This window comes from Pedobacter sp. A2324 (genome assembly GCF_059693705.1).
This window is the reverse complement of the sequence record NZ_JCASSK010000001.1, coordinates 488051-511717: the sequence shown is the minus strand read 5'-3', so window position 1 is coordinate 511717 and position 23667 is coordinate 488051. Positions and strand designations below refer to the sequence as shown.

Sequence of the window (23667 nt, the reverse complement as noted above, 5' to 3'; positions counted from 1 at the left end):
CAACACCATAAAAATGAATATCGATACATCATCTCTTGACTGGGATAAAACAGCTGGATTACTTCCGGTAATCATTCAGGATTACAAAACGTTAGAAGTATTAATGCTGGGCTATATGAATGCCGAAGCTTTAGAGAAAACACAGGCGGAAGGCAAAGTGACTTTCTTTTCACGGTCTAAGAAACGTCTCTGGACTAAAGGAGAAACCAGTAATAACTTCCTTTATGTTAAGGAACTTTTTGTGGATTGCGATAACGACACCATCTTAATCAAGGCTGATGCAGTTGGTCCAACCTGCCATACCGGTAGCCGCAGCTGTTTTAAAACAGATTTCAACCAAAACTTTATTTTCGAACTCGAAAACATCATTACGGATAGGTATGAAAATCCTGTTGAAGGATCTTACATCAATAAGATGCGAAGCAAGGGCTTGAATAAAATCGCTCAAAAGGTTGGCGAAGAGGGTGTGGAGACGGTAATTGCTGCACTAGCAGAAACTGAAGAAGAGTTTATTGGTGAAGCATCTGACCTGGTTTTCCACTTACTCTTTTTGTTGAAGGAGAAAGGATTATCTATTCAGGATATTGCAAAAAATTTAGAAAAAAGACATAAATAAAGTTGAAGGCAGGTAGGTTTAAGGTTAATTCCTCTACCTTCTAATCTTCAACCTTCCAACCTATATATGCTTAAACACCTTAAAACACTTTCCGGCCATCAAAACCCTGTTTATGCATTGGCTAATTCTGATCATTCTACAACTTTTTTCAGTGCCGGAAATGATAAAGGAGTTGTTGAATGGTCGCTTGAAAGCATGGCTTTTGTAAAGGTTAAAATGCCCGTGCAAAGCTCTGTTTATTGTCTGCACTATTATAATAATCAGCTTTTTATTGGCGAGCGAAGCGGAGCTTTTAGTGTATATGATCTGACTGAAGAAAAGGTCGTGGCTAGAATAAATGCACATACCAAACCTATATTCAACATTCAGACGGTTAAAAGCAAAAACGAACTTTTAACCACAGGCGAAGATGGTACGGTAGCGGTGTGGTCGATCAATGGTTTCTCGGAAATCTATCGCTTTCAGGCAGCGTATGATACCGTGAGAGTAATCGCAGTATCTCCTGATGAAACTGAAGTTGCTTTTGGATGCAAAGACCATCTGATTAAAATCTACAATCTCGAAGACTACAGTTTAAAGCAAAACCTTGACGGACATACCTTACCCCTTACAGCGCTGGCTTATCATCCGGCAGGAAAATATTTGATCTCAGGTTCCCGCGATGCGCAATTAAAAATCTGGAACCTGCCTGCTTATGAGCTGTTAGAGACCATTCCTGCACATATGTTTACCGTCTACAACATTGCTTTTCATCCAATCCTACCCTATTTTGCAACCAGCAGTCAGGATAAAAGTATTAAAATCTGGGATGCAGAAAATTTTAAGCTGTACAAAATCCTGAGCCTGGAAAAATCAGGAACCGGACATACCCATTCTATCAACAAAATGATATGGAGCAATGATGGAAGGTATTTAATCTCTACCGGAGACGACAAGCAGGTGATGGTTTGGGAAATGGAGGATTAATACCGTCATTTCCTTCATCAAGCCACAAACCGCTTAATAATTCTCAGCTTATGAGTATATTTCCCTAGCTCTTTATTAAAAATTCCCTGATCATCAATCGGGTCTATCTTTACTTTGGCTGATGAATGGATAATTTCATTGGGGCTTAACATAATTCCAACATGGGTTATTTTACCATCTTCATTATCGAAAAAGGCCACATCCCCGGGTTTAACTTCTGCCAGAAACCCAACTAATTCGCCTTGTTCAGCCTGCTGTGAGGCATCACGTTTCAGCTTCACGTTTAACATTTTAAAAACGGTTTGAACAAAACCAGAGCAATCCATCCCAAACAAGTGCCTCCCACCCCATAAATAAGGAATATTGAGGAAAAATTTAGCGGCAGATGTAACATCAGCTTTGAAATCGGCTACAGTCATATTATAGGGTTCGAAATTCAGCTTAAATTTTTCGGATCCTGCATAGCAATAGCCATCAGCCAAATATGGCAGATTACTTCCAGGGCTTAAATGGTAAAAGCTACCATCGGAGGCAGTCAACACATTATTAAAGCTTAATGGAGCTAATAGTTTTTGAGCTTCAATTTCAGTAAACTGCTGATAAGTAATAGCAGCAAGTTGCCTGAAATCCAGCCAGCCTTCATAATTATCATAGCCGTTTTTTATCAGCCACCATCTTTCTTCTTTCTCTATAATTTCTACCTGATCACCGAATAACAATTGCGAAACAATCTCCGCTTTGTCTGATGGTTCAGCCCTTAGAGGAGCTACTGCAATTCTGCAAATACCGTATTGATTTTCCATTTAATGATGCTCGTGAAAGATTTAGTAAATCTAACAATTTACATCCATTGCCTAACATTTTGCCATGAAATTTGTTATTTTTATGATGTACACATTTAAAGCTGCCCGTTATGAATTTTAAGAAAATATTAATTGCTGTTGATAATAGTACCTGCTCGGAAAAAGCGGCTAAAGCGGGTTATGATATGGCCGGAAAGTTTGGCGCGGAAGTAGCGCTGGTCAATATTATTGAGCCCGTACCCGCGAATGTAAATCCTGATTTAACACTGGCTCCTGTATTTTTAGAGACTTACGACAACAGTGAGGAAAATAGTCATATTCTGCTAAGAGAAATTGAAACCAAATTTGGCAATGGAATAACAACTACCTATCTAAGTGTAGTAGATACAGCGGCTCACGGTATCATTCAACAATCTGACGAGTGGGGATCAGATTTAATCGTCATCGGAACTTATGGAAGAACCGGACTCTATCATTTTCTGATGGGCAGTGTTGCAGAACACGTGGCGCGAAAATCCGCTTGTCCGGTTTTGATTATCCCAAATAAATGTGATGTTTAGCCATTAAGTGATGAGAAAGCACTTCTACGTACAGCTCCTATCTCTCGTATTGTTCTTTAATATTTCCTATGCTCAGGTTAAAGAATCGAAAATTTCCTTATCAGAGAAAGGGCTCGGCAAAATAGATATCTTGTTCAAACAATATCTGGATAGTGGGTGGATTAAGGGCATTACAGCAAATATTTCTTACGAGGGAAAAACGGTATATAATAAGGCTTTTGGTAATCAGATTAACAGGCCTTTTAAAACTAATGATATTTTAAGAATTGCCTCGCAAACGAAAGCAGTTACCTGTGTTGCAGTGATGATGTTATTCGATCAGGGCAAGTTTACACTCGATGACCCCATCTCAAAATTCATTCCGTCTTTCAAACATCCGAAGGTTTTAGATAAGTTCAATAAAAAAGATTCGACCTATACCACTAAGCCTGCAAACAGGGAAATTACCATTCGGGATTTACTTACCCACACGTCAGGACTGGGTTATGCTCAGATTGGGTCGCCAGAGATGAATGCAATTTATGCAAAAGCAGGGATTGAAGCCGGATTTGTAATCAAAAAGAAAACACTGGAAACCGACATCAATAAACTGGGAACACTTCCACTTGCTCTACAACCCGGACAGAAATGGCAATACAGTTTAAGTATGGATGTTTTAGGCCGGTTGGTAGAAGTTGTATCGGGCTTAAATCTGGACCAATTTTTTAAAGAGAAGATATTTACGCCGCTTGGAATGAATGATACTTATTTTGCCCTACCAGAAGAAAAGCAATTCAGACTGGCAACAGTATATACCGAAGATCCTAATACCAAAAGTGTTAAACCCTGGAAAGATGGCACTTTCCCAGGTGCCACTATTAATTACCCGATAAATGGCAACGGGTATTTCTCAGGCGGAGCGGGCCTGGTCTCAACTTCAAAAGATTATGGTAATTTCCTCCAGATGCTGGCGAATAATGGCGAATTGAATGGTAACAGAATACTTTCTAAACAGAGTGTAGCGCTAATGACTACCAACCAGCTCGGAAACATTTCTTTTGGCGATAATTATTTTGGCCTGGGTTTTGAAATCATTTCCGAAAAGGGAAGTAGGAAGCTTGGTCAAAGCGTGGGTTCATACGGGTGGGGAGGCTTTTTTGGTTCAACTTATTGGGTTGATCCACAGAAGAAAATCGTAGCCCAGATCTATATTCAGCAATGGCCATTTTCCCATGGACAACTTTCTGATCAGTTTAAATCACTGATATATCAGGCAATAAAATAAGTGAGAAAACAAAAAAGTCCCGGCAATACCGGGACTTTCATTTCTATATCTTTCAGGTCACTATCCTTCCTGGTGTAACCACGCTTTCTTAGCCAATAATTCTTCTTCTGTTTCACGAATATCCTCATCGTCAACACAACAATCTACCGGACATACAGCCGCACATTGAGGCTCATCATGGAAACCCTTACATTCAGTACATTTATCAGAAACAATATAGTATACTTCATCAGAAACTGCTTCCTGAGTGGCATCAGCTTCAATTTGTTGATTACCAAAATCTATAACGCCTTCCAAATTTGTTCCGTCGGAGAAACGCCATGCAGTACCGGCATCGTAAATTGCATTATTCGGGCATTCTGGTTCGCAGGCCCCACAATTTATACACTCATCTGTTATTTTAATTGCCATGTTTTCTTCTAATTCTTTTGCTTAGTTTACCTTTGCGATGCAAATATAAGATATTAACAATTAATAATAATTCTAAATATGTCAGCATTAACTCAGGATAAAGTAATTATTGCATTTAAAGCGCTTGGACAAAAGCTCATAAACCCTACTTACCTACTAGGAGATGCGTTTTCCAGTGCTCAAAACAGCAATTCCTGGTTCACGCCAGAAAATGTAGGAAAATCACTTTTATCATTTGCTGAGATGTTAAATCCTGCTGATATCGATATCTGGTTCAGTAAAATGACCTTCACTGTATTGCCTAAAAAAGTTGGTTTGATACTGGCGGGTAACATTCCAATGGTTGGTTTCCATGATGTATTGTGCGTTTTGGCAACTGGCAATATTGCCTTAATTAAACTATCTTCATCAGATGATAAGTTGATCAAAATAGTAATTACTGAACTGATCAATATCGAACCCTTGCTATCAGATCGAATTCAATATTTGGAAAGGTTAAAAGATTTTGATGCAGTAATTGCAACAGGAAGCAATAACTCGTCACGATACTTTGATTTCTATTTTAGTAAAGTGCCCAATATCATCAGAAAAAATAGAAATAGTGTAGCTGTACTGGACGGATCAGAAACACAAGAAGAAATTGGACTGCTTGGAAATGATATCTTCGATTACTTTGGTCTCGGATGTAGAAACGTATCGAAGGTTTACTTACCGAAAAATTATGATATTGCCAGCTTATATGAGGGAATTGAAATTTTCCTTCCGGTTATTAACCACTTCAAATACCAGAATAACTACGATTACAACAAGTCCATTTATTTGGTTAATGGAGCTAAACATTTTGACAATGGCTTTCTATTGCTGAAAGAAGATGATAGTATGGCTTCCCCCCTGGCCGTGTTATACTATGAAGAATATGAAACTATTGATGAAGTAAATGGTAAACTTAAATCCCTGGAAGATCACATTCAATGTGTGGTTTCGAAATTAGATCTTGATATAGCCACCTTCCCTTTTGGAGAAAGTCAGCACCCCAAACTGTGGGACTATGCAGATAATGTGAATACTATTCATTTCTTAGGTAGCATTTGCAACAAAGAGGTCCATTAAACAGACGACAACGATTTTAACCTATGACCATTAATATCTAAATTATTATGAAAAAATTACTAATCTTTTTTTTCGCATTAGCACTTTCATGCTCAGGATTTGCACAATCAACCAGTAACATAGCTTTAACAAATAGTGATTTATTTGTTTCCGATTATCCAACTGGAATTTATAAGACAAAGGAGGACTTTCAGAAAAAACTACCAGGTGATACAACGCAGGTTATCCCCAAAAACTTGCCAGGTAAGAAAAAAGACTCACTCATCCTAAATCAGAATACATTTTTCTACACACTTGCTACAGATAAAAAAGTAAAAAATGTATTTGCCATCAGCTATCGCGGTTACATATTTTTTAACGTTCAATCAATCTTATTAAACAGGAACAAAACAGATCGGTCTCAAACCAATAGTAATCCAAATGCATTTGTAGGTGTAATGTATGCAGGAAACAATTATCTGTATACTGAAGCCAACCTTGCTAATGCCTGGGCGCAAGGCTTTTCCTATGGAATGGGCGGAGGAGTAGGTGGTGCAGTTGCCCAAACAATAGTTAATGGCAAGGGAATTCTTTGGGATTTCAAAAATAATGAATTCAATATTTTTAAAAACTGTAAAGATTACAACGATTTTATTAAAGACAAATATCCGGCTGGCGTACAGGAATGTAAAAACAATTATCCGGATATGCTAAAAGTCAGAAACGATATTAGAAATATTTTATAAACCATTCAATTTATTTCTCAATCCAAATTAGATCAATTTTTAAGGGTTTTATAAATTGAAATGCTATTTTTGAACACAATGTATATCGTTAAAGTAAAAGGCATAGCCAAAATACCTGATTATGTTCAGTTAAGGGATGAAAAGTTCACATTGCTGGCATATTTCAGGGTTGATCGCCCAGACAAATCACTCGAAAAGCTAGGGCTGGCAGATAAGCAGGATTACATAATGGAAATGGTTAAGGATTTACCTTTCGGGGAAATCAAAAAATTAGAAATATAAAATGGCAGGAAACGCAGTAATTCATTTAAGCAATGTTGATGTATTTCAACAGAAACACTTAGTACTCTCAAACGTTAATTTACATATCGAGAAAGATGAATTTATATTTCTAATCGGTCAAACAGGCTCAGGTAAAAGTAGTTTGCTTAAAATATTGTATGGCGATTTACACATCGGTAACGGGGAAGGTAATATTGCCGGATTTGATCTTAAAAACTTAAAAGAAAATCAGGTTCCCTTTTTACGTCGTAAACTGGGTGTAGTATTTCAGGATTTCCAATTGCTTACCGATCGTACCATAGAGAAAAATCTGGAATTTGTTTTGAAAGCCACAGGATGGAAAGACGAGAAACTGATCAGTGAACGCATTAAAGATGTTTTAGATAAAGTTGGACTGCGTTCTAAAATCAAGAAAATGCCACATGAAATCTCCGGTGGCGAACAACAAAGAATTGTAATTGCAAGGGCGCTGTTAAATGATCCCGAAATTATTCTTGCGGATGAACCAACCGGGAATTTAGATCCGGAAACATCTGAGGAAATTGTAACCCTGTTAAAACAAATTAGTCAGAATGGTACAGCAGTTCTGATGGCAACGCACGATTATCACATCATCCGTACCTTTCCATCGAGAATCATCAAATGTGAAAACGGTGCCGTTCTAGAAGGCGGCCAAATCGTATAAAACGCTGACATCCGTCAGTCTATCAGCCAATCTGTACAGATAAATTCAAATAAATCTGACAGCTTGGCTGATTTTGCTTTATGGCAAAATAGTTGATCATCCCACAAAAAATTCAGCCTCCTGTTATGTTTAATAAGAAGAAAAATAACGATCAAGAAGAAAATATAATGAACACTGAAAATGCATCAGAAAATCCTGCTGAAAACGTAGAAAATACTGATACAACTGCTAACGAAACAGAACAAGCTCCTGAATTATCAGCAGAAGAAAAATTACAGGCAGAAGTTCAACAACTAAACGATAAATATTTACGCCTTTATGCGGAATTTGATAATTACAAACGCCGCACCCAGAAAGAACGCATAGAATTATTGCAAACTGCAGGTAAAGATGTAATCGTTTCTTTACTTCCGGTATTGGATGATTTTGACCGTGCTTTAAAAGCCATGGAAACTGCAGCAGATGTTGCGCCAGTTAAAGAAGGTATTTTATTGGTGAGCAATAAGTTAAAGAATACGCTATCGCAAAAAGGCCTCAAAGATGTTGAAAGTATCAATCAGCCTTTCAACACCGATTTCCATGAAGCGATTACCAATATTCCAGCACCTACAGAGGAGCTTAAGGGAAAGGTAATTGATGAAGTAGAAAAAGGTTATACCTTAAATGATAATGTGATTCGCTTTGCTAAAGTTGTAGTTGGAGCATAAATTAATTTTGAATGAGAAAATTTTGGATGATAGAATATTAACCCCATTCATTCACTCAATCATTCAGTCATTCAATCATTAAAATAAAGATGAGTAAAAGAGATTACTACGACGTATTAGGCGTTAGCAAAAGTTCTTCTGCAGAAGAAATCAAGAAAGCGTACCGCAAAATGGCAATAAAATATCACCCTGATAAAAATCCTGGTGATAAGGCAGCAGAAGATCAATTCAAAGAAGCCGCAGAAGCTTATGAAATTTTAAGCAATTCGGAGAAGAAACAGCGTTACGACCAGTTTGGACACGCAGGCGTGGGAAGCAGTGCTTCCGGTGGTTATGGTGGCGGTAACATGAACATGGACGACATCTTCAGTAACTTCGGGGATATCTTCGGTGGCCATAATCCGTTTGAAAGCTTCTTCGGCGGTGGAGGGGGCGGCGGCCAGCAACGTGGTGGCCGACGGGTAGCTAAAGGATCTAATCTTCGTATAAAAGTAAAATTAACTTTAGAAGAAATAGCCCATGGTGCGGAGAAAAAGATCAAGGTTAACAAATTAATTGTTTGTAAAACCTGCGATGGATCTGGTGCAAAAGATAAATCATCAGTAAGCACTTGCGGTACCTGCGGCGGTAGCGGTCAGGTACGAAGAGTTACCAATACCATATTAGGCCAGATGCAAACGGCATCTACCTGCCCTACGTGTAACGGTAGTGGTCAGCAAATTACGGCAAAATGTAATGTGTGCCATGGTGATGGCGTTGTTCGCGGAGAAGAAACCATTACCATAAATATTCCTGCTGGTGTAAGTGAAGGAATGCAGTTGAGCATGAGTGGAAAAGGAAATGCCGCACCTAACGGCGGTATTCCGGGAGACTTGATTATACTGATTGAAGAAACTCCTCATGAAACCCTGAAACGCGAAGGAAATAATATTGTTTACGATTTACATTTAAGCTTTGTTGATGCGGCGCTGGGAATGAGTATCGAAGTTCCGACAATCGATGGTAAAGCAAAAATCAAGATCGAGCCAGGTACGCAAAGTGGCAAATTATTACGCTTGAAGGGTAAAGGATTGCCAGAGGTTAATTCTTATCACCGTGGTGATGAAATTATTCATATTAACATCTGGACGCCTAAGGCGTTAAGCAGTGAAGAGCGTACTGTTTTAGAAAAACTACGCGAATCGCCAAATTTCAAGCCACAGCCTGGAAAAAATGATAAAAGCTTCTTCGAAAGAATGAAAGAATATTTTGAGTAAGTAATTAATATTTTACTAAAACCGGTGTCAAAAGCACCGGTTTTTTTATTTGTATCTATTTCTGGTTACATTAGTAGTCATTCTAATTGTAAACGATTATGCGCATTGCTGCCATTGACTTAGGTACGAATACATTCCATTTAATCATTGTCGAAATTAAGGATTCGGCATTTCAGGTACTTTACAAAACCAACCAGGCTGTAAAACTTGGCGAAGGAAGAATCAACGAAAACATAATCATCCCTCCTGCTTTCGAGAGAGCAATCATTTGCCTCAAGGCCTATAACGAAACGATTAAATCCTATAATGTCGATATTGTAAAAGCCACAGCAACTTCTGCAGTTCGAAGCGCAAACAACGGACAAGAATTTATCGCTGCAGCGAAAGCTAATGCCAATATCAGTATTGAAGCTATAACCGGGGATGAAGAAGCAACGTTGATTTATGGAGGCGTAAAGCTGAGTGGCGCCATTAACGGAAAATGCCTCATTATGGACATCGGAGGCGGTAGCGTAGAATTTATTTTGTGCGACGAACGGCAAATATTTTGGAAGAAAAGTTATAACATAGGTGCCGCTCGCCTGATGCAACAATTTTTTAAATCCGATCCGATCGCAGACAGCGATAAAACTCATATTGTCACTCATATCCAACATGAATTGCAAGATTTGTTTAGCGCCTGTGCAGCGTTTAATCCCGAAACACTTATCGGTTCAGCTGGTGCATTTGAAACCTTTGCTGAATTAATAGAAGCAAAATACAATCGGGTGATAGATATCGCAAACATTAAAAACTATACTTTCAAACACGAAGATTATATTGGGATCAGTACAGACATCATCAAATCAACGCATCAGCAACGTTCAGAAATGAAAGGAATGATCCCCCTGCGCGTAGATATGATTGTGATGGCTACATTAATTACCAATTGCATATTAGACCGTCTGCAGATCGCTGATTTAAAGCTTTCTACCTACGATTTAAAAATGGGAATCATTGCTTCTTACGTCTGATATCAATCCCTTAACATATAGCTGAAAGAACGGTGTATAACTTTTCTGTTGGCAGGCCCATCACATTGGTGTACGACCCTTCTATTTTTTCAACTACTGTATTCCCCCACCAATCTTGTACGCCATAGCTTCCAGCCTTGTCGAAGGGTTCATAATTGTCTATATAGAAATCAATTTCCTCATCGCTTACTGTTCTGCAGTATACAACAGTGCGATCATAAAAAGAGCTTAAATGTCCGGACTGAATTACCGTTACTCCGGTAAAGACCTCATGTTTCTGCCCTGAAAGCTTTCTAAGCATTTCCTGAGCATGTGCTTTGTCGCGTGGTTTGCCTAAAATCTCTCCGCCAATCGCTACAATAGTGTCGGCGGTAATCACAATCTCATCCGCAGCATCGAAAGCGCGGGCCTTCTGCTCAGAAATATAAACGGCTATTTCTGCCGGACTTAGGTTTTCAGGGTAGCTTTCGTCTACATCCTTAAGCACAACTTTAAAATTTAATCCCATTAAGGTTAAAAGTTCCTGCCTGCGTGGCGACTTCGAAGCTAATATAATAGACAAGTGTTTCAGCATAGTATATAATATGGTCCTAAAATAAGAAAAGCGGCCGATAAGCCGCTCCTAATATTAGTTCTAATCTAAAAAGATTAGTTATTTCCACCACCCTGACGCTCTTTCATGCGTTTTTCCATTTCAACACGTTGCTCATCCTGCCACGTTTTGTAGGTTTTTTTCTGATCTTCAGTTAAAAGAGCAGTAATTTTCAATTCGCTTTCAGCACGCAATTTCTGGCCTTTCTCTCTCATTGCATCACGATCACCATCTTTAGCTTCTTCACGCATTTTCTTCATCGTTTCCGCCTGCTCGACGTAAATCGCTGTAAGTTTAGTTTTTTGGTCGTCACTTAATTTAAGTTTCTCATCCAATTGCTTAACCCTGTCCTCAGGTTTCATCATCATACCGCCTCTTCCCGGACCGCCACCTTGCTGCGCATTTGCAAATGTTACCACAGAAAATAACAGTGCACAAATCATCATTAATTTTTTCATGTTGTTTTTGTTTTGAAATTTAGACTAGTTGGAGTCATAATAAGATTGAAAGTTTAACAGCAAAAACGCAACTTAACTGTTACACTCAAACACGAAGAAATAATAATGATCGAAAGGGAATTTAAACGCCGGAATCGGCTGCATTAGGATCTTCGTCATGCCATCTTCCCTGAACTTTCATTACCTTCTCGATAATATCACGTACAGCGGTTTTTCCACCAGGGTAAGGTGAAATGAATGCCGAAACGGCCTTGATTTCTTCAACAGCATCACAAGGGCAAGTAGCCAATCCTACGAGCCTCATTACTTTTAAATCCGGGATATCATCGCCCATATACAACACCTCTGCAGCACTAATATTTTTATCAGCTAAATACTGATTAAAAACGGCAACCTTATCTCCGGTACCTAAAAACACATCTGAAATCCCAAGATTAGAAAAGCGCCTTCCCATAGCAATCCCGTCGCCTCCTGAAATAATACAGAGCTTATATCCCTTTTTTACCGCTAGCTGCATAGCGTAACCATCTTTGATGTTGAAAGTGCGAAGCGATTGGCCGTTATCAGTTACCTGTACAGATCCATCGGTCAATACGCCATCAACATCAAAAATAAATGTTGTAATATCTTTGAGCTTTTGTAGAAACATGAGCAGTTATAAAAAGGGAAGGACTGTTACAGTCCGATCAAATCCGGAGTTAATCTTGATTGTCTCTCCACTCGTAAACCCAGGCAGATTGAATTTGCTCCAGATGACCTTCATTACTTTCTTCCCGGGTTCCTTTAAAGTTTGGCAAGGTTAAAACCCATTCTAATAAATCGGTAAAACGAATACGGTAGATTTTAGTTTCACCAAATTCGTCTCCAAATTTTTCATATAAAGACATTGCTATGTCTTCGTAATCATTCCAGTAAAACGGTAAGGCAAATTTATCGTTGTTCATGTTTGTTTTGTTGTAAAGTTGAATGTTTGTTTAGTATGGTTCTCGAGTAAAGGGTCAAGATGCGAGTGATTTAGTGACCCATAAATCCAGACTGATCTGGAATGGTAACTTCAATGTTTCCATCAATTACGATACACTGGCAGCCTAATCTTGAAGTAATTCTCGGACGAACAGCCCTGTCTATAAAATCTTCTTCCTTATCTGAGATTTCCTGAATGTTATCCATTCCTTTGGTTACATATACATGGCATGTACTGCAACCGCAAACCCCGCCACAGTTGTGTTGTAACTCAACACCGTTGTCAAGGCAAACATCTAAAACAGATTCTCCCGCAGCAATAGGCAATTCTATCGATTCGTGATCTGCTTCTTCAAAATTTATTTTTAATTTAAAAATGCTCATAATATAATGCAAAAGTAATAAGCAAAAGCGGCACTTACGCTATTTATGTGTTATTTTAATGCTATTGCTTAAGGTTTGATAAATTTCCTGCAAGTGAGGAAGGTTATTAAGCATACTTAAATGCTTGTTTATAGTGGTTTCATCCCTACGTACAGATGGACCAGTTTGAACATCAAAAGGCATATTCGACATTACTTTATCGGCAGTTTCGCTGATCAATGGCCTCATGATATCAAAATCAAGTCCGCTTTCTTTTAAAACCTTTGCTGCTAATACGTAAAGGTGATTTGGAAAATTACAGGCAAAAACTGCCGAAAGATGCAACACCTTTCTTTTTTCACTATCTAATTGGTAAACCCGGCTGCTTAATCGTTCTGCTAATGCAATCAGAATGCTTAAATCATCATCATTGCTACTCTCCAAACAAAGGGGTACATCGTCCAATGAAACCAATCTGCTTTTTGAAAAAGTTTGTAAAGGATAAAACACCCCTACCCTTTTTAAATACCTTGACAAAGATTTAAGGCCAGTAGTACCCGAGGTATGAACAACCAACCCACTTACTTCAGTAAGCGATTGAGCAACCTGTTCTATCGCATCATCTTTAACGGAAATGATGTATAAATCGGCATAACGAACAACTTCAGATAAATTGGAGATACCTTCGGCTCCGACTTGTTCGGCCAGTACACAAGCATGCTCAATGTTTGGACTGTAAATCTGTAATAGCCTTTCACCAGCCGCATCAAATGCTTTGGCTAAATTTGTTGCAACATTCCCCGAACCGAGTATAACGATATCCATCTTAAGCTAGTTTGGCTTCTTTTCTTCTTCTGAAAATTGAAAGTAAAAAGCCTACAACCATAACAATTGTACCTGCCCAGTAAAGGTTAATGAATGGAAATTCTATCGCTTTAAAAACCACCCAGTCTTTAGCCTGCTGTGGCTTTTCAAAAATTTGAAGCTCCACTTTCTTCTCATCAGGCAGAACCTTCGAAAAACGGAATTTTAAGTCCAATTCGTCCACTTTCCGGGCAAAATCGAAAGTGTTGTTCCCCTTGATTAAGAACATCGGCTCAGCATTATAAACTTTGCCTGCCGAGTTAATTTCCAATGGCAATCCCACTGCGTAGTCGCCTTGTGCCAGTACTAAATCTTTGGCCTCTGGTTTATTGTTTAAAGCTTTTACAGTTACTACACCACTTGAGGTGTGAATGGTATCACCCGCCGAAACTTTCACAATGCGTGGCTCTTTATAATTCTCATCGTCCGAATGTCCTTCGTGATCATCATGCGATGCTGTCTTTATGGCCGCACTGGTAATATGCGTATACACATCATATGTTAAATAATGCTTGGTATCAGGCGATGCAATTAATCCCATTTTCTCATTATCCTGAACGTGCGGATGCAAATCGAAATCTTCTTTAACCTTACCTTCCTTGTCTACAATCTTAAAATTAAGGGTGTAAATGGTATTAGGTGCTACTGTTGTGTCTGTTGTATAAGTAACAGTGTATTTGCCCATTTGCTTAGGCTCATTCTTATACAACATAATGTTCTCACCTGGCTTTTCAGTTTTTTCAAAATCTTTAACAGGAATGAAATTATTCGCATTAATAGAAATTGGTTTATTGGTAGCCGCAGATATTAAGGCGCCCAATATCAAAAAGGCAAAACCTATATGTGCAATTGCCGAACCGGCCAGTTTAACTTTGCCACCAAAAGCCTGATATAATACGGCGGCATTGGAAAGCACGGCAAATAAACAACTGAAAGTGATGAGGATATACATGGTATTGGTATACACATCTGTAACGTACACCAATCCTGCCGTTAAAACAATAGAAAACAATACTACTGAAACCAGACTACTGTAAAACTTCCGTGGATCTGTACGTTTATATTTTAGGTACTGAGAAAACCCCGAAATAAGTGTAATCAACACCGCAAATGGCGCTTGCCACTGATTATAATATTTTACTGCATCGATAGGCGGAGAGAAATTTGTCCCAAAGGCCTTATTAAATACCGGAACTGATGTGGAGAATATAACCTGAATGCAGGCAATGGTTACCACAAGTGCCCCGATAAACATCCAGAACTCGCGCGAATACGTCTCTTCATCCTTTGTAGTGATTGGCAATTCTTTCCACCGCCACATAACTAATCCGATAGCTAGAACAGCAAAAACTACGTTGTACAGGATTAAATGCCCAAACATACCCATGTCGGTAAAGGAGTGAACTGATGTATCACCCAGAATACCACTTCTGGTTAAGAAAGATGCATATAATACCAGAAGGAAGCTTAGAAAAACAAGTGCAATAGCAGTGAAATAGGCATGACCGGTATTTTTATATGCAATCATTACGTGCACTGCCCCGATTAAAGTCAGCCAAGGAATCAATGATGCATTTTCAACAGGATCCCATGCCCAGAAACCACCAAAATTAAGTGCTTCATACGCCCAGAAAGAACCCATAATAATGCCTGTGCCCAACACCATAACTGCAAATAGCGTCCATGGCATGGCTGGCTTAATCCACTCTTTATATCTTCTTTGCCACAAACCCGCAATTGCATAAGCAAAAGGAACCACCATACTGGCAAAACCAAGAAATAAGGTAGGTGGGTGGATCACCATCCAGTAATTTTGGAGCAATGGATTTAATCCCCTGCCGTCTGTAATAAACTTCAGATAGTTGGCAAAATTTTCAGGATTGGCAAAAACCACAGGTGCCATCGATTTCAAATCAAGAGATTCTCTTAAAAGAATGAAAGGGGAACTGCCAATACGTTCTCCAAAAATCTCCACACCCAAGAGCATTGATGTTAGAAAAACCTGCGAAAAGGCAACAACAGTCATTACCGGACGCTCCCACGTCTTGGCTTTCCAGATTAACAGTGCACCTAAAAAAGACTGCCAGAAAGCCCAAAGCCAAAAACTTCCCTCCTGACCTTCCCAAAAGGCAGAGATGATAAAGTAAACAGGCAACTGTTTCGAAGAGTGCCAGTAAACGTAGCTGTATTCGTTATAATGTCCTAAAACAAGATAAAATAGAATGGCGCCGATACCGATTATACTGGCCCAGTTCACCAAAAATCCAATTCGGCCAAGGTTTCTCCAGGAATTATCGTTTAAGTTTTTTTCGCGACTAGCGTAAAAATACGCGATGGCTGATAATAACGATGCGCTAAACGCCAACACAATAAAAAACTGACCGATTTTACCCGGCAACAGGTTTTCGCCTACAAATTGAATGTCCATTAAATTAATTATATTTTTCGCCGTATTTACCTACTGTATCCGCCTTACCATCTTTATTAATCTCAACAAGATTATCGTTGTACTTAGATGGGCATTTCATTAATATTTTTGAGGCATAGAATTTGTCCTTATCCATTTTTCCGATAAGTACTAGCTTTTCAGATTTTTCGAAATCCTGGGGCTTCGTTCCATTGTATACAACTTCCCGAACCTCACCTTTTTCATCTTTCATGTGGAAAGCAAAATGATTGGCATCTTTTGCAGCATCATAATAGGTACCCATAGACTTTTCCCAGTAACCCATCACATGCTCTTCTTTCTGAGAGGCAGCAGCCTCTTTAAAATTAGAATACGTATCAGTGTTTGCGTTTAAACTAAAAAGAATTCCAACAGAAATCGCAATGGTAATGAGACCAATTATTGCACTTTTTTTCATTTTATATGTTATTGTAAAAGCTGGCAACAAAGATAGAAAAATAGCCTTAGCAAGCATTCTTTTACATTTTTCGTGTCGTTATATTGACAATTAACTGATAGTTGGGTTAGTAGGAATTCAGCTACATCACACTATTTATCTATGTTCTTAAGGGGAATATTGAACCTCGGCAGAAATGGCCACAAAATCTCCTTGATATTTAATCATAGATCACATCTTTCCTGGCTTCATATAACAATCGGGCAGAATCACCGATTTCATTTCCGTTTTCCAAATAATATCTATTTTTTTGTTATAATTATTCAACCGATACAAACTGCACATGCTACACGACAACCTGGTCCTTATTCTTGTACTTCTTCTGGGCGTAACCCTTCTGGTAATGTTAGGCCAGAAAATAAAAATTTCTTATCCGATATTTCTGGTTATGGCCGGTCTAATCATTGGCTTCATTCCAGGTATGCCGCAAATTAAAATCGATCCTAACATTGTTTTTCTATTATTCTTACCTCCTTTGCTCTATGAAGCTGCATGGTTTACCTCATGGAAAGATTTCTGGGAATATAAAGGCGCCATTTTCCTCATGGCGGTTGGACTGGTTTTTATTACTTCCGTAGCAGTTGCATATGCATCTGTAGCTTTTATACCAGGGTTTACCCTGGCTCTCGGCTTCCTGTTAGGCGGAATCATTTCACCTCCAGATGCAGTAGCTGCAGCAGCCGTTTTAAAAGGGATGAAAATACCAAAGGCAGTTAGTTCTTTGTTGGAGGGGGAAAGCCTGGTAAACGATGCATCCAGTTTGATTGTATTTAAATTTGCACTGGCAACTGTGACCACAGGTAGCTTCGTATTGCATGAAGCGGCCGTAAGTTTTGTTTCAGTGGCTGGATTGGGGATCGTAATCGGGCTGGCAATCGGAGGAATATTTTATTGTATACACAGATGGCTACCAACTAATGAAAACATAGATACCGTACTTACATTACTCACCCCATATTTTATGTATGTGGTAGCCGAGCATTTTGAAGCATCAGGGGTAATGGCTGTGGTATCAGGCGGTTTATTACTTTCGAGTCAATCACATGTAATCCTAACCCCAAATTCCCGAATCAAAACGGTTTCAGTATGGTCGGCACTTACTTTCATGCTTAATGGTGTCGTTTTCATCCTGATAGGATTAGCGCTGCCAGATATCGTACGCGGCCTCGGGCCCGATTACCCGATGATGACTGCAGTAGGTTATGGCGTAGGAATTAGCTTTCTTGCTCTTATAGTAAGGTTTATCTGGCTCTTTTCGACAGCCAACATCACTAAAGTTTTTAACAAAAAAACCCGCGTCAGATATCAGGATTTAACCTGGCATTCATCCCTTGTAATTGTTTACGCAGGTATGAGAGGTGTGGTATCACTCGCAGCAGCGCTCTCCATCCCGGTTATGATTTCTGAGCAGATTCCATTTCCATTAAGAAACCTGATATTGTTCATTACATTCGTAGTAATCTTCGTAACACTTGTTTTACAAGGACTTACACTGCCGTTTTTAATTAAATTACTCAAGATACCTGAAGCCAAACACAAGTTATCAGAATCAGAACAAAGCAACCAGATTAAGTTGAAGTTGCTGGACTTATCACTCGAAAAACTTCAGTCAGACTATCAGCATCAGTGTACCCACAACGAACTTATGGTAAATTTAAAGGCCGAACTTCAACATTCATTAGTGGAAAAGAAGGATACCATACAGGCTTACAAACGTGGGGATATCGATAAAGAAGATTTAAGTGCCTATAAAAAGATTGTACTCGAACTCATAGAGATCCAGAGGAATGAACTTCATCACCTTAAACACAACAAAAATTTCGACGATGAAATTATTAGAAAAGAAGAATGGAGACTAGATCTGGAAGAGTTGGGAATAACTTCTTAGACATTTTTTCTACATAAAAAAACTCCTTCAGATAAATGATCTGAAGGAATTTTTCATTTTTAGCATCTGCCATATGTGTTTACGGCCAAACACCGAGATTCATATAAGAAACTGCAATTTTATCAATTGAATTCACAAAAGCAGCAGTTCTAAGGGTCTGCGTACCTGGCTTATTTTTCAAAGTTTCACGAATTTCATGGTAAGAATGAATCATCGTATCCTCTAATCCCGAATTTACCAGTTCCATTTCCGAAGCGCCCTTAACAATCATTAGCCTATGCTCTGGAAGGATCGTTTTTCCTGTTAAGTTCTCTAACGTTGCAATCAGGTTCGCATTTGAATTAGCCGCGTAACGGTTCTCCATACGCCCGAATGCCACGTGTGAAAGGTTCTTCAACCACTCGAAATAGGACACAGTAACACCACCAGCATTGCAATACATATCAGGAATAATGATGCCGCCCATCTCCGTGAAAATAGCTTCAGCTTCAGGTGTGGTTGGTCCGTTTGCACCTTCAGCAATAATTTTAGCCTTAATGTTACGGATATTGCTTTCAGTAAACTGATTTTCTAATGCTGCAGGAACAATGATATCACAATATTGCTCTAAACCATCCATCGAGTTTTTAAAATCAGTTGCACCAGGAAAACCTAAAATTGAACCTGTATTTTTACGATGTGCAAAAACCTCGTCAACATTTAAGCCGTTAGGGTTATAAATTGCACCTTCAAATTCACATAAGCCAACAATAGTTGCACCAAATTCAGCAAGAAATTTAGCAGAGTGGTAACCAACATTTCCTAAACCCTGAACAATAACTCTTTTATCACCTAAACCGGCTTTTAATCCAATTTTAGCCATATCTTCAGCAACGTCTACACATTCGCGCACAGCATAAGCTACACCACGTCCCGTTGCCTCTTTACGTCCGCGTATCCCATGCAATGCAATAGGTTTTCCGGTTACACAACCCAGTGCGTCAAGCTGACCAGGATTCATGGTCATATAGGTATCGGCAATCCAGCTCATTTCACGTTCACCAGAACCATAATCCGGTGCCGGAACATCAATACCTGGGCCAATAAAGTTTTTCTTGATTAATTCTGTGGTATAACGACGGGTAATTGTTTCCAATTCCGCTACGCTATATTGTTTTGTATTAATTTTAATACCGCCTTTTGCGCCGCCAAAAGGGACGTTTACTATCGCACATTTGTAGGTCATTAACGCTGCAAGCGCCATCACCTCATCCTCATTTACCATCTCGCTGTAGCGGATACCACCTTTGGTTGGACTCATATGATGCGAGTGCTCTACACGCCAGGCATCGATAACTTCAAAACCGTTTCCACGGCGGATTGGAAACTGAAAACGATAAACACTATTACACGCTTTGATCTGGTTCAATAAACCTTCCGGATGATTGGTAAATTGAGCCGCACTGTCAAAGTTCTTGCATACATCAGCAAAAAACTTGTTCTCGTCTGCTAGATTAGCCATTTTTTATTTTTATGAATTAAGTATGCTGCAAAATTGCCTAAAAAAAATGCATATATCCAAATGGAAAAATACTTAGTGTAAAGCACACACCAATAGAAAATGTTTTAAAAAATGGCTTTAAACAGTTTAAACTTAGTTTTTAGGAAAGTTATCTTTCTCTATTTTTTTTAATCTTTTATCGATCGAGAAAAGATAGGCAAGCAAACCAACAAGAATGATCACAATACACGTTACCACAACGTAAATTTTACCATCGCTACGTAACTTATCGGCCATTTCTACACCATTGTCCTGCGCAAACAATTGTAAACCGGCAAGCATTAATATAAGTGAAAATAATATCTTTTTCATTAATTGTTTTGTTGTTTGTTTTCTATTGAACGTAGTCTGAAACGAATAGTGTAAACCCAGTATCCTATTAATATCCAGCCTAAACACGCTGGATAAAATACCATACGCATTCTGCTATCTAAATCATAACTGTTAAATCCCGGGTTTCCGCCATTCCCCGGATGAAGTGAGTCTTTTAATCGTGGCAAAACGAAAAGCAAAACAACCATCATCGGGAATGCAAAAATATTGTAGATGGCAGAAATCTTCGCCCTTTTCTGTTCTTCATCTATTGCATTGCGAAGGATTAAATAAGCGAAATACAATAGCACCGAAATGGCAGCGAAATTCTGCTTTGGATCAAAACTCCAGAATTGTCCCCATGTATATTTAGCCCATACTGCGCCGGTTACCAAACCTAAAAGCCCGAAAATAATTCCGGCGTTAACACTTTCTACGGCTTTGATATCATCGGCTTCGCTTTTCGTACTTAGAGATTTTATACTATAAAATACAGAAATAGAGAATAGCACAATCATGGCAAACCACATCGGTACGTGAAAATACAGGTTTCTTATTGATTCATTTAATATTGGTAAACGTGGTACACCAAGTAATAAACCTGCAATTGCAGTATAAATAACTAATACCGAACCTAAAATTTTCCACCAGATTTTATTCATATAAATATTAATTTTCAAGCACTCGTTCTATCATTTATCTAGTCCCGCCAAAGGTAAGGAAATAACAATAAAGAGGTCGCAACCGTTAATACATTTACAACAAGCAACATTCCTATTTCATCATAACTATTTTCCCAGGGCAATCCATCAACTGCATTTTTCGCTAGCTTAATAAGTAAAATCAAAACCGGAATAATGATTGGAAAACTTAGGATTGCCATCAACATGCCTCCATTGCCGGCTTTACTGGCAATTGCCGAAACCATGGTAAAAACAGTCGAAAAACTAATACTGCCAATTACAACCGCAACATAATACAACAGCAAATCGGGTGGCGTAAACGTGTCAAAAACAAGTGTATAAAACCCCAGCGCAATTGTTGTTAACACCAGCATTAATAAGATATTGTAAACCGTTTTGGAAATTAAAACGGCAGAAGGACTGGCGAGAATATAACTATACAATTGTTGTCCTTTGGTTTCCTGTAAAAAACTTTTCGAAACGCCATTGATTGAGGCAAAAAGCATAATTACCCAGAAGAGAGCATTCCACGCCAGCTTATCACTAAGGCTTACAAATGAAAGATAACAGGTAAAAATCGTAGATACTACATACAACAAAACACCATTAATAGTGTATTTGGATCGCCATTCTAACAGTACTTCCTTATGGATTAAATATTTAACCTCTTTGGCCAGTTGCATAACCGCAAATATACTTTTATTGACAAATATTGGATGCAAAAATTGTAGGATTGTTGTAATATTGTTTAAAGTTTCAACCACAGATATTGGCCACCGAAACACAGAATATAACGAAAATTGTGACACCCTATTCGGCAGTCTTTGTATTAATGCGGCATAACCTATGAAATATGCATCAATTATAGCGTCGCCAATTGGCAACATTACCATCTTTGCTGATGATGATTTTGTATACAGCATCACTTTCGCTGAGATAAAAGCTGAAGACCTGATTGAAAATGAGCTGACAAGAAACGCTGCCGCGCAATTAAATGCATATTTTGATGGTAAATTAAAAGATTTTGATTTACCAATAAAGCAAAAAGGAACTGAATTCCAACAAGATGTTTGGCAAAACTTGCTCACTATCCCCTATGGAGATACTACATCATATGCTAAATTCTCTGCACATAAGCCGTTAGCCATCAGGGCAATTGCAGCAGCAAACGGAAAAAACGACATTGCCATAGTAATTCCCTGCCACCGCGTAATCGGCAGTAACGGTAAACTTGTAGGGTATGCAGGTGGCTTATGGCGTAAACAATGGCTTTTACAACACGAAAGCGAAACGGAACAAAAAGGACAAACAACACTTAAATTTTAAAATGAATCACCCATCAACTCAAGCCGGTATACCAAATTACATAAAAGCAATACGCCTGATCAATATCAAAAATGATGAATGTGATTTCGAGATAGGGAGAATTCCAATCAGGCAGCACATAAACACCAGTTACTTTTTCGCACAAACAGATACTTCTTTGCAATATTCATCACATCCGGCACCACGAAGGCAATATGTAATAACGTTAAAGGGTAAATTAAAATTCACGGTTACCGATGGACAAACCTTTATCCTGGAGCCCGGCATTATCCTGATTGCCGATGATACGCAGGGAATTGGCCACACCTGGGAAATTGTTGAGGGCACTGAATGGGAAAGGATCTATCTTCCATTAGATGAAAATGCAGATGATCATTTTGTAAAGGATACTGTTTAAATCCGGTAAAGTCGCTATTTCGTACATAACATTAAACCTGTTGATGCTATGAAAACGATCTGCTTTACTCTTCTTGTACTTTTCTCCTACCTGCCAATGGAGAAAAATGTACCCGTGGCTAAACTTGATTTGAAGAAATATTCAGGAACGTGGTATTCTCTATACTCCATACCAACCATTTTCGATAAGGGAAGTAGACAAACTACCACAAAATATACCTTAAATAAAGAAGGCTACTATAATGTAGTAACAACATATAAGAAGCCCAACGATGAAAAAACCTATTCCAGAAACTCAAAGATGTTTCCATCAGAAGGAGGAAATAAAGGCGAATTACAGGCACAATTTGTATGGCCGATAAAGGTAGATTACTGGATTATAGAACTGGACGACGACTATTCTTATGTAGTAGTGGGCCACCCCGACCGTAAATTTTTATTCATCATGAGCCGCAATCAGACCATGCCGGCAAAGACCCATGATGAAATAGTTGCCCGTTGCAAGGCAAAAGGCTATGATGTTGCTAAGCTTACCGCTCAGTTTAAAGGTTAGTTTCGGATGTAATTTTTTCGCCTCGTTTAGTACTGAATAACATAAAGATTACCCCTACCAAAAATACAATCCAACCCCACTGGAAGTGTACAACTTTACCGATCAACTTATTTGCGAAACCATATTTTGTATAGTTGTTTGCTGTGAAATATACAGCTACAACAGCCAAAATATACCATATCGTCATTACAAAACTCATAAACTTAAAGGCTCCGGCCTTCCTTACAAAAAGGAAAAGGACTGATAGGGCAATGATTACGAAGGTAATCAGGAACAACCTGGCATCAGACTGATATAAATTCCAGTTACCTTTAATCGGAACTTTTAACATCGGGCAAAATGCAGCAATTACACAAAGTAATATACCCAACCAGGCCCTGAATTTGTTTAACACTAACATAGATATTTGGAGTTTTTTAATTTAACAA

General features: G+C 38.7%; 30 protein-coding genes. 15 read left to right on the top strand and 15 right to left on the bottom strand.

The window, feature by feature from the left end:
- Positions 1 to 13: 13 nt before the first annotated feature.
- Both hisIE and AC570I_RS02325 read left to right on the top strand, forming a co-directional pair.
- Complete coding sequence (hisIE, locus tag AC570I_RS02330) at positions 14 to 616, top strand: bifunctional phosphoribosyl-AMP cyclohydrolase/phosphoribosyl-ATP diphosphatase HisIE (protein WP_047797567.1); 603 nt, start codon at positions 14 to 16, stop codon at positions 614 to 616.
- 66 nt (positions 617 to 682) lie between these two features.
- Positions 683 to 1582 carry a WD40 repeat domain-containing protein gene (locus tag AC570I_RS02325; RefSeq protein ID WP_497404070.1) on the top strand — a complete coding sequence of 300 codons (900 nt, stop codon included), beginning with the start codon at positions 683 to 685 and terminating at the stop codon, positions 1580 to 1582.
- A 17-nt stretch (positions 1583 to 1599) separates the two neighbouring features.
- Here AC570I_RS02325 and AC570I_RS02320 read toward each other — a convergent pair whose 3' ends face one another.
- A complete protein-coding gene (locus tag AC570I_RS02320; protein WP_497404068.1) occupies positions 1600 to 2385 on the bottom strand; it encodes a C40 family peptidase in 786 nt (261 codons plus the stop codon).
- 110 nt (positions 2386 to 2495) lie between these two features.
- On the opposite strand from AC570I_RS02320, the gene AC570I_RS02315 reads away from it, so the two are divergent.
- Together AC570I_RS02315 and AC570I_RS02310 are read left to right on the top strand one after the other, a co-directional pair.
- Positions 2496 to 2945: a universal stress protein gene (locus AC570I_RS02315; RefSeq protein ID WP_047797570.1), complete on the top strand. Its 450-nt coding sequence runs from the start codon at positions 2496 to 2498 to the stop codon at positions 2943 to 2945.
- A gap of 10 nt (positions 2946 to 2955) precedes the next feature.
- On the top strand, positions 2956 to 4209 hold the full coding sequence (locus AC570I_RS02310) for a serine hydrolase domain-containing protein (protein ID WP_497404066.1): 1254 nt from the start codon (positions 2956 to 2958) through the stop codon (positions 4207 to 4209).
- A 60-nt stretch (positions 4210 to 4269) separates the two neighbouring features.
- Here the strand turns inward: AC570I_RS02310 and AC570I_RS02305 are convergent, their stop codons facing one another.
- Positions 4270 to 4620, bottom strand: a complete 351-nt coding sequence (locus tag AC570I_RS02305; RefSeq protein WP_047797572.1) for a 4Fe-4S dicluster domain-containing protein — start codon at positions 4618 to 4620, stop codon at positions 4270 to 4272.
- A gap of 78 nt (positions 4621 to 4698) precedes the next feature.
- Here AC570I_RS02305 and AC570I_RS02300 point away from each other — a divergent pair, with 78 nt between their 5' ends.
- From AC570I_RS02300 to AC570I_RS02270, 7 genes are all read left to right on the top strand, one after another.
- Positions 4699 to 5730 carry an acyl-CoA reductase gene (locus tag AC570I_RS02300; protein ID WP_497404064.1) on the top strand — a complete coding sequence of 344 codons (1032 nt, stop codon included), beginning with the start codon at positions 4699 to 4701 and terminating at the stop codon, positions 5728 to 5730.
- Between the two features lie 47 nt (positions 5731 to 5777).
- A complete protein-coding gene (locus AC570I_RS02295) occupies positions 5778 to 6455 on the top strand; it encodes a hypothetical protein (protein ID WP_497404062.1) in 678 nt (225 codons plus the stop codon).
- 78 nt (positions 6456 to 6533) lie between these two features.
- The gene (locus AC570I_RS02290; RefSeq protein WP_047797575.1) at positions 6534 to 6737 is read left to right on the top strand and encodes a fructose-6-phosphate aldolase; all 204 of its coding nucleotides are present in this window, start codon (positions 6534 to 6536) and stop codon (positions 6735 to 6737) included.
- Position 6738: 1 nt separating this feature from the next.
- Positions 6739 to 7422, top strand: a complete 684-nt coding sequence (locus tag AC570I_RS02285; RefSeq protein ID WP_047797576.1) for a cell division ATP-binding protein FtsE — start codon at positions 6739 to 6741, stop codon at positions 7420 to 7422.
- Positions 7423 to 7547: 125 nt separating this feature from the next.
- Positions 7548 to 8129 (top strand): nucleotide exchange factor GrpE, encoded by a 582-nt coding sequence (locus tag AC570I_RS02280; RefSeq protein WP_497404058.1) that lies wholly within the window; start codon positions 7548 to 7550, stop codon positions 8127 to 8129.
- Positions 8130 to 8218: 89 nt separating this feature from the next.
- Positions 8219 to 9385, top strand: a complete 1167-nt coding sequence (gene dnaJ / locus AC570I_RS02275; RefSeq protein WP_497404054.1) for a molecular chaperone DnaJ — start codon at positions 8219 to 8221, stop codon at positions 9383 to 9385.
- Between the two features lie 98 nt (positions 9386 to 9483).
- Positions 9484 to 10398, top strand: a complete 915-nt coding sequence (locus AC570I_RS02270; protein WP_497404052.1) for a Ppx/GppA phosphatase family protein — start codon at positions 9484 to 9486, stop codon at positions 10396 to 10398.
- A gap of 10 nt (positions 10399 to 10408) precedes the next feature.
- Here the strand turns inward: AC570I_RS02270 and AC570I_RS02265 are convergent, their stop codons facing one another.
- From AC570I_RS02265 to AC570I_RS02230, 8 genes are all read right to left on the bottom strand, one after another.
- Complete coding sequence (locus tag AC570I_RS02265) at positions 10409 to 10972, bottom strand: Maf family protein (RefSeq protein WP_047797579.1); 564 nt, start codon at positions 10970 to 10972, stop codon at positions 10409 to 10411.
- Between the two features lie 74 nt (positions 10973 to 11046).
- Complete coding sequence (locus AC570I_RS02260; protein ID WP_497404050.1) at positions 11047 to 11448, bottom strand: Spy/CpxP family protein refolding chaperone; 402 nt, start codon at positions 11446 to 11448, stop codon at positions 11047 to 11049.
- 121 nt (positions 11449 to 11569) lie between these two features.
- Positions 11570 to 12097 (bottom strand): KdsC family phosphatase, encoded by a 528-nt coding sequence (locus AC570I_RS02255; RefSeq protein ID WP_497404048.1) that lies wholly within the window; start codon positions 12095 to 12097, stop codon positions 11570 to 11572.
- Between the two features lie 49 nt (positions 12098 to 12146).
- Positions 12147 to 12392: a Fe-S cluster assembly protein IscX gene (gene iscX / locus AC570I_RS02250; RefSeq protein ID WP_047797582.1), complete on the bottom strand. Its 246-nt coding sequence runs from the start codon at positions 12390 to 12392 to the stop codon at positions 12147 to 12149.
- Between the two features lie 70 nt (positions 12393 to 12462).
- Positions 12463 to 12795 (bottom strand): 2Fe-2S iron-sulfur cluster-binding protein, encoded by a 333-nt coding sequence (locus tag AC570I_RS02245; RefSeq protein ID WP_497404045.1) that lies wholly within the window; start codon positions 12793 to 12795, stop codon positions 12463 to 12465.
- 39 nt (positions 12796 to 12834) lie between these two features.
- Entirely contained in the window at positions 12835 to 13599 is a 765-nt protein-coding gene (locus AC570I_RS02240; RefSeq protein WP_497404043.1) for a Rossmann-like and DUF2520 domain-containing protein, read from the bottom strand.
- A gap of 1 nt (position 13600) precedes the next feature.
- Positions 13601 to 16066 carry a cytochrome c biogenesis protein CcsA gene (gene ccsA / locus AC570I_RS02235; protein WP_497404041.1) on the bottom strand — a complete coding sequence of 822 codons (2466 nt, stop codon included), beginning with the start codon at positions 16064 to 16066 and terminating at the stop codon, positions 13601 to 13603.
- Positions 16067 to 16070: 4 nt separating this feature from the next.
- Positions 16071 to 16502, bottom strand: coding sequence for a cytochrome c maturation protein CcmE domain-containing protein (locus tag AC570I_RS02230; protein WP_047797586.1), 432 nt, complete (start codon positions 16500 to 16502; stop codon positions 16071 to 16073).
- A gap of 322 nt (positions 16503 to 16824) precedes the next feature.
- Here AC570I_RS02230 and AC570I_RS02225 point away from each other — a divergent pair, with 322 nt between their 5' ends.
- Positions 16825 to 18429, top strand: coding sequence for a Na+/H+ antiporter (locus tag AC570I_RS02225; protein WP_497404039.1), 1605 nt, complete (start codon positions 16825 to 16827; stop codon positions 18427 to 18429).
- 79 nt (positions 18430 to 18508) lie between these two features.
- On the opposite strand, the gene AC570I_RS02220 is transcribed toward AC570I_RS02225, so the two are convergent.
- The 4 genes from AC570I_RS02220 to AC570I_RS02205 all read right to left on the bottom strand — a co-directional run bounded on the left by AC570I_RS02220 (position 18509) and on the right by AC570I_RS02205 (position 21647).
- A complete protein-coding gene (locus AC570I_RS02220; protein ID WP_497404037.1) occupies positions 18509 to 19930 on the bottom strand; it encodes a Glu/Leu/Phe/Val family dehydrogenase in 1422 nt (473 codons plus the stop codon).
- A 132-nt stretch (positions 19931 to 20062) separates the two neighbouring features.
- Positions 20063 to 20281: a CcmD family protein gene (locus AC570I_RS02215; protein ID WP_047797589.1), complete on the bottom strand. Its 219-nt coding sequence runs from the start codon at positions 20279 to 20281 to the stop codon at positions 20063 to 20065.
- A complete protein-coding gene (gene ccsA, locus AC570I_RS02210) occupies positions 20281 to 20943 on the bottom strand; it encodes a cytochrome c biogenesis protein CcsA (RefSeq protein ID WP_047797590.1) in 663 nt (220 codons plus the stop codon). The genes AC570I_RS02215 and ccsA (AC570I_RS02210) overlap by 1 nt, the downstream gene beginning before the upstream one ends.
- Before the next feature lie 38 nt (positions 20944 to 20981).
- Entirely contained in the window at positions 20982 to 21647 is a 666-nt protein-coding gene (locus tag AC570I_RS02205; protein ID WP_047797591.1) for a heme exporter protein CcmB, read from the bottom strand.
- A gap of 163 nt (positions 21648 to 21810) precedes the next feature.
- Here AC570I_RS02205 and AC570I_RS02200 point away from each other — a divergent pair, with 163 nt between their 5' ends.
- Genes AC570I_RS02200 through AC570I_RS02190 form a run of 3 tightly spaced genes read left to right on the top strand, consistent with a single transcriptional unit; the run spans position 21811 to position 23239 of the window.
- Positions 21811 to 22290 carry a methylated-DNA--[protein]-cysteine S-methyltransferase gene (locus AC570I_RS02200; RefSeq protein WP_497404035.1) on the top strand — a complete coding sequence of 160 codons (480 nt, stop codon included), beginning with the start codon at positions 21811 to 21813 and terminating at the stop codon, positions 22288 to 22290.
- A 1-nt stretch (position 22291) separates the two neighbouring features.
- Positions 22292 to 22687 (top strand): cupin domain-containing protein, encoded by a 396-nt coding sequence (locus tag AC570I_RS02195; RefSeq protein ID WP_497404033.1) that lies wholly within the window; start codon positions 22292 to 22294, stop codon positions 22685 to 22687.
- Between the two features lie 48 nt (positions 22688 to 22735).
- Positions 22736 to 23239 (top strand): lipocalin family protein, encoded by a 504-nt coding sequence (locus tag AC570I_RS02190; RefSeq protein ID WP_497404031.1) that lies wholly within the window; start codon positions 22736 to 22738, stop codon positions 23237 to 23239.
- Here the strand turns inward: AC570I_RS02190 and AC570I_RS02185 are convergent.
- A complete protein-coding gene (locus AC570I_RS02185; RefSeq protein WP_047797595.1) occupies positions 23229 to 23639 on the bottom strand; it encodes a hypothetical protein in 411 nt (136 codons plus the stop codon). The genes AC570I_RS02190 and AC570I_RS02185 overlap by 11 nt on opposite strands.
- Positions 23640 to 23667: the final 28 nt, after the last annotated feature.